Origin of the sequence: Thermovenabulum sp. (assembly GCF_049701175.1) — a bacterium.
Classification (GTDB): domain Bacteria; phylum Bacillota; class Thermosediminibacteria; order Thermosediminibacterales; family Thermosediminibacteraceae; genus Thermovenabulum.
Map to the genome: position 1 here is coordinate 103,217 of NZ_JBNATW010000004.1, position 6,526 is coordinate 109,742.

General features: G+C 34.5%; 5 protein-coding genes. All 5 read left to right on the forward strand.

Annotation, left to right across the window (positions count from 1 at the left end; translation table 11 throughout):
- Positions 1-63 precede the first annotated feature (63 nt).
- Positions 64-1,056: an AAA family ATPase gene (locus ACPLVF_RS02425; protein ID WP_424906236.1), complete on the forward strand. Its 993-nt coding sequence runs from the start codon at positions 64-66 to the stop codon at positions 1,054-1,056.
- Positions 1,057-1,129: 73 nt separating this feature from the next.
- Positions 1,130-3,076 carry a hypothetical protein gene (locus tag ACPLVF_RS02430; protein WP_424906237.1) on the forward strand — a complete coding sequence of 649 codons (1,947 nt, stop codon included), beginning with the start codon at positions 1,130-1,132 and terminating at the stop codon, positions 3,074-3,076.
- A 226-nt stretch (positions 3,077-3,302) separates the two neighbouring features.
- Positions 3,303-4,877 (forward strand): peptidoglycan DD-metalloendopeptidase family protein, encoded by a 1,575-nt coding sequence (locus tag ACPLVF_RS02435; RefSeq protein WP_424906238.1) that lies wholly within the window; start codon positions 3,303-3,305, stop codon positions 4,875-4,877.
- 27 nt (positions 4,878-4,904) lie between these two features.
- Entirely contained in the window at positions 4,905-5,336 is a 432-nt protein-coding gene (locus tag ACPLVF_RS02440; RefSeq protein WP_424906239.1) for a hypothetical protein, read from the forward strand.
- Positions 5,337-5,534: 198 nt separating this feature from the next.
- Positions 5,535-6,526 (forward strand): hypothetical protein (locus tag ACPLVF_RS02445; RefSeq protein WP_424906240.1); only part of this gene is annotated, 992 nt, incomplete at its 3' end.

The window sequence follows — 6,526 nt, forward strand, 5'->3', positions numbered from 1 at the left end:
ACAGAAGCAAATAGAGAGGAGATGTTCCTATGAAGGGATTAACAATAAGAAGGAGAATAAGTCATGAAAATTGTTTATGAAATAATATCTTTCATTATTCTCATATTTGTAATACATGCTATTCTATCTACCGTTCATTTCCTGCTGGATTTATACGAAATATATACAAAACCCTTTAAAACCAAAATTCTTAATATGTTTAATATTAAACAAAAAGGGAAACATAAACATAAGGAAGAAAGCAAAAATGCAGGAACAAACAATGCTACAGCACCAGTAGCGACAAATCGTATTACCAATGCTTTTAACTTTTTAATAGGAGTAGACGAAGCAGTGGAAAAAATAAAAGACGCATTAGAACTGCCTATAATATATCCGGAAAAAGTAAAAGAGTACAGAATAAAACCAGCAAAAGGCATTTTATTGTATGGCCCACCCGGTACAGGCAAAACATCAATAGCAAAGGCAACCGCTTTATATTTCGGCTGTACGTTTATATACTTAAAAGCATCTGATTTACTTTCGTCGAGAGTTGGAGAATCAGAAAAGAACCTATCAAAGTATTTTGAATATGCTAGGGCAAACAAACCAGCAATAATATTTATAGATGAAATAGATACAATTGGAATGAAAAGGGATGGAATGAATATAAACAGGGCAAGCGACATACTTCTGAACACATTACTTGTGGAAATGGACGGTTTAATAAGTAATGAAGGTATATTCGTAATAGCGGCGACCAACAGACCGGACATATTAGACGAGGCCTTAACACGTCCCGGAAGATTTGATCATAAAGTTGAACTAAAACTACCCAATAGAGAATCAAGGGAAAAATTATTTGTATTATATTTATCCAAGAGACCCTTGGCAGAGACGATAGATGCAAGGTATTTATCAAGAGTAACGGAAGGGTTTTCACCGGCTGATATAAGGGCGGTGTGCGAAAATGCAGCCGTAAAGGCATTGAAAAGGGAAATAAAAAATACTGCAGAAAAAGGAATAAAAATGGAAGATATAATAGAAGAAATAAATAAGATTAGAGGGAGCCTTTAAAGCCAAAAAAGGTTTTAAAGGCTTTTCGTTTTTTATTATAGGTATTATATGAGAAGGGAGGAAAATAAAACAAATGACATCTATACTTAAAAAGTATAAAGCAATAGTAATTATTTTTATTCTTATAACGATAGTTCTAAATACTCAGTCTGCTTTAGCGGATGAAACTAATTGGAAGATTTATGATGAGAACAGAAAAAATGTAGGGGATATTAATGAGAATATCGTTGTAAGGATTATTGGCGGGTTGTTCAATACAATAGCAAATGGCATATTGAAATTAACAGAATACGCAGGTTTTTATACGATAGAACAGCTTGTATTCGACGAAGAAGTAGTCATAAAAAACGAAAAAACCGGAGAAATGAAAAAAATCAAAGCAGACACGGCAGAAGTATTTAACAAAGACGAATGGAATAAGGTAATAAACCCTTTATATCAATTCTTTTTAGTAATTGCAACAGGATTATGCGTATATCAGCTTGTAACAATTTTAATAGGTTTTAGGATGGTATCAAACAGCATTTCACCCGGCAAGGTTGCAAGTTTAAGCGAAACATTTTGGAATTTACTTGTTGTCATTATATTTATATGGCAAATGCCGACGTTGTTTAAAATGCTTGCGGATTTAAACACAGCATTTATCAATCAAATAAAGGACTACTTGATAAGAAATGAGTATTACGGGCAGGTAATAACACCGCTTTCAAGCAGCATAACTATGCTGAATCCTTACAATAATTCCATATTAGATGGCTTAATAAAGCTGGCTTTTGCTGGATTAATGCTTTATATGAACTTTCTTTACATGGTAAGAAAATTCATAATAGGGATATTGCTTATAATATCGCCAATAGTATCATGGGCATGGATATCAAAAAATACGAGGACACCAGTAATGCTAATGTTGAGCGAAATTATATCAAATACTTTTATGTCTCTTTCACATGCTATAGTATTGCTTTTTTATGCACAATTATATGCAGCAAATCCTTATGGACTGCTTTCAACATGGTGGGCAAAGCTATTCACAATAGGGCTTTTAGTGCCAACAGCCTCATTATTAAGAAGGCTAATAACAGGATGGTTTAACTTAATAGGGGCGAATGAAGAACAATGGGCAGGCCAAGCAATGGCAGGCCTTTCAACACTTGCTACTGTAGGGGCAATAATGACAGGAGTAGTTTTGGACAAAACCATGTCATCACCAAAGAAAACGCAGAGAACGAAAATTGAAAACATAGCAAAGGACATACGAAACACACCCGGAACAGAGGCAATAGCAACAGCAGGTGAAGAATTTGGAAGCCCTGCAATTAATTCTTTAGGCACAATACGAAAAGGAACGAATCTAATAGATGACGAAGGGGCTCAAATCATATCAGCCACCGGCGAGCCTTTGCTTCAAAGCGAGAATCTCTCTCCATCTGTTGGGACTCCTTTAAACAAGACTATAGAAAATCTTGCAACGGCAACGGAAGCAACAACTGAATCAGAAGCTCCCACAATACAAACGGCACCGTCATATGATCCGTTTAAGGGAGTAGATATAACAAAACTAAAGGTAGCAACAGATTTTGATGAAATAATAAATAATTTTGATGATGTAGAAAAAACATTAAAAGAAATGGGATTTAAAGGGACAATAATAAAGGACTTATCAGAAAAAGAACAAGTAACAGGACTAAGCAAAGAACCCGTAACTAATAAGAAGAACTTATTTGAAAGAATGAGCCCTGTTGCAAAAGATGTAATGCACATAACGGGAAGAGCAATGGGAAGAACGACAGTTGAAATGATAAAGGCAGCAGCAATAGGTATAGGTACTACAGCAGGGGCGGTATATGGTATGGGTATGGGGAATTCTTCATCAATGGCCAAGATGGGATATGATATTTCATTGGCAATAGTGAACAAGGTAGAATCAGGAGTTATACAAGCGAAAGATGTATTCTATATAGCGAGAAATAGGAGGTTAAATAATAATAATAACATTCCAAACAATATAGAAACACATTAAGAGAGGAACAAACATATGACAGAAAGGAGGAATAAACATTGGGAGTATTTATAAAAAATTTAACTCAAACTTACTGCTGGCCTATAATAGTAAATTTAGCAAAACAATATTGGTATTTTCTTGTTTTATATGCTTTATCAGCCATGTTTTATATAAGTGATTGGCTAAATAGCGATTATCAATAGAATATAAAAGAGGAGAGAAAAAAAGGGGAAATAAAAAATCCATGAGAACAATAGAAAATGTGATAAACATATTTTTAAAGAAGTTAGCAATAAAGTTTATAAAGGCAATGATGCCTTTTTTCATTATTTTGTTTATAATTCTGTTTTTAATAGGGATAATAGGGTATGTATATACGGAAGCACCGAAGGCATATGCCAATTCGGAGATAACAGAGCAATATAAGGAAATAGCTAAAGAATACGAACCGGAGAAAAAAAGTGCTGATGGCATAGAAGACCAATACAAAACGACATGGGGAATATTATTCTCAATAGATTACTACCGTGCATTAATGGAGACAAAAGATATAAAGAACATAATAGATAAGACAAGAATAAAGCAAAATGCAGAAAAACTAAGACCAACATTTGAATATAAAAAATCCCAAATAACGATAGAAAAAGAAGTAGAAGTAACAGAAAACGAGACAACAAAAAAAATAACGAAAACAGAAACAAAAGAAGTAATGCTTGTAACCAGAGCAATAACATATAAAGGAATTTATACTTTTGAATATGAATGGACAACATTAAAGGAAGGCAACAAGAAGATTAAAAAAGAAGTCCTTTCAAGGACAAATTATACAGAAGATTATACTATACTTAAGAATGTATTAATAGAAAATGGATATAAAGCTCCTTCCGAAGACGATATAACGATGGTTGTAAAGGCAGGAGAGGTATTTGAGACAGAATACCCCGACATGGCATGGCTTTTAGAAGAAGAAGAAATATGGTTGAATGAGGCTGTTGGATGGGCATGGGCAAGTGAAAGCGGAGCGTATTATATACCCAAAAAATACTATGAGATTTTTGAAAAAGCAGCAGAAAAATATAATATAAGTAGGGAACTTATCATAGCGGTAGCAATAGCGGAATCCGGGTTAAATCCATATGCAAAATCACCAAAAGGAGCTATTGGTGTAATGCAGCTAATGCCTGATACTGCAAAGTCGTTAGGAGTAGAAGATGCTTACGATATAAAACAAAACATAGAAGGAGGTGCAAAATATTTAAAACAGTTGCAGGACAAATATGGGAGTAAGAATATAGACTACATATTGGCAGCGTATAATGCAGGGCCGGGCAATGTAGACAGATATGGAGGCATACCTCCTTTCGAAGAAACTATAAACTATGTAGAAAAAGTAAAAAACATAATGGGGAAAGGGTATATAGTTATTGATGAAGAGTTTATAAAGCCTGTTGAAGGGAAAATAACAGATGGTTTTGGATATAGATTTCATCCTATAAGAAAAGTTTATGCAATGCACTATGGTATTGACATTACTGCACCAATAGGGACTCCTGTAAGAAGCACTAAAAGCGGGAAAGTTATTTTTTCGGGTGTTGCGGGAGGATATGGCAATACTGTAATTATAGATCATGGGAACAATATAAGGAGCATATATGCACATCTTTACGAAGTATATGTAAACAGCGGGCAGAATGTTGAAACAGGGCAAGTAATAGGGAGCGTAGGGAGTACCGGACTCAGCACAGGCCCGCATCTACACTTTGAGATAAAGGTTAATGGCAATTCCGTTAATCCTTTAGATGTAATTAATATTCAATAAAAGGGAAAAAGGGGAGGAGAATAAGTAATGATTAAAAAGATTTTACTATATAAAAATATTGTATTGTCTTTTATATTAATTGCAATGCTATTGATAATTCCTGCTGTTGCTTATGCTGACGGCAATAATACTACAAACAGCATTCCTACATCTGATGAAGTTTTAAGCAAATTAAATGGTGGGAAAATACCTCAAATGGGACTTGAAGACTTTACAAATGTTTTAATAAAACTTTCGATTAGGATAATAAACCTGTTGCAAACTCTTGCAGCACCAATAACAGTAATAGCAATAGTAGTAGGGGGGATAAGCTATGTTGCAGGGCTGATATCTCTGAATGCGAATCTTAGGCGTTCGGGAGCAGGAACAATATTTGGCGGAGCACTTTTCTTTATCATAATACGACTTGCACCTATCTTTGTGGCAACGCTTGAAGGCATTGTTAAAAATGCAAAATAATAAACAAAGATATAAAAAAAGAGGCTAATATTTAAAGCCTCTTTTTTTGTTTATTATATAGAGGGCCAAAATAATACAATATTTGATATTATATTTTTATGAACAATAAAAAGGAGGTGTCTGGATATTAGAGTAATATTAGCAACAAACGACAATGTTTTAGACGATCATTTAAAAAGACGGGGTGTCATAGAAGTAGTGGGAGAAGTTTATTATAAAGAAGCTCTCCCGGACGCAATAAGACGTTATAAAGCTGATACGGTAATATTAAGTATATATCTGCCGGGTGCAGAAGACATAAGGGATACGATATTTAAAGCAAGGATGGCAGATGTAAGGGTAATTTTTCTAGTTGGTGACACATCAAGAACCGACGAAACAATATTGGACTCAATAGCTATGGGAGTATACGACATTTTATTTGGAAGTATAAGATTATCAGATGTTGAAGAAGCCGTAAAAAAACCAGCAACATTTAGAGAAATAATAAAGGAAGTAAGGTATCCCGGAAAACCCGAAGGTAGAAAGTTATTAGGATTTATACAAAAATACATAAAATTATTCAGCAAAGAAAAAGAAGAAATAGATGAAGGAGAAACTGAACATAACGAAGCGAAAGAAGGCAGCGAAACAATTATAACGACCGTACATGATTCAGATGTAGCAGTAGGTAAAAAAGCAAAGCAAATAACAATAATCAATGAAGAAACGAGCCATGAAAGCAATAACATTAAAGAAAGACAAAAGAAAGAATACAAAGGATTATTCAGTAGGGTTACAGAGGAACCAATAAAAGAAAACAAAAAAAATGTAAAAGACATGAGGGCGAGATTATGGGTAGTTATGGGTACCAACAGGAGATGTGGGGCAACAACGTTCGTTTTAGCAACAGCAAATTATTTAAACAGGTATACAAACGTAATAATAGCCGACTGTGGGGGTGGAGCATGTAAATGGCTTAATGAAGAAGAAAAGCAAAAGATAATATGCGAAGAAGTGGATATAAAGAACATCCAATTAGCACCGGGGACAATAACAATAGCAGACATAGGGAGCAGAGAACCAATCGAACTAATACCTTTTGCGGAGAAGATTTTTATAATAAGCGACTTGTCACAGGACAGCGATTTGCAGCTGATAAAACCGTATATACCCGGGAGCACGTTCTTAATAGGAACTATGGGGGCAGA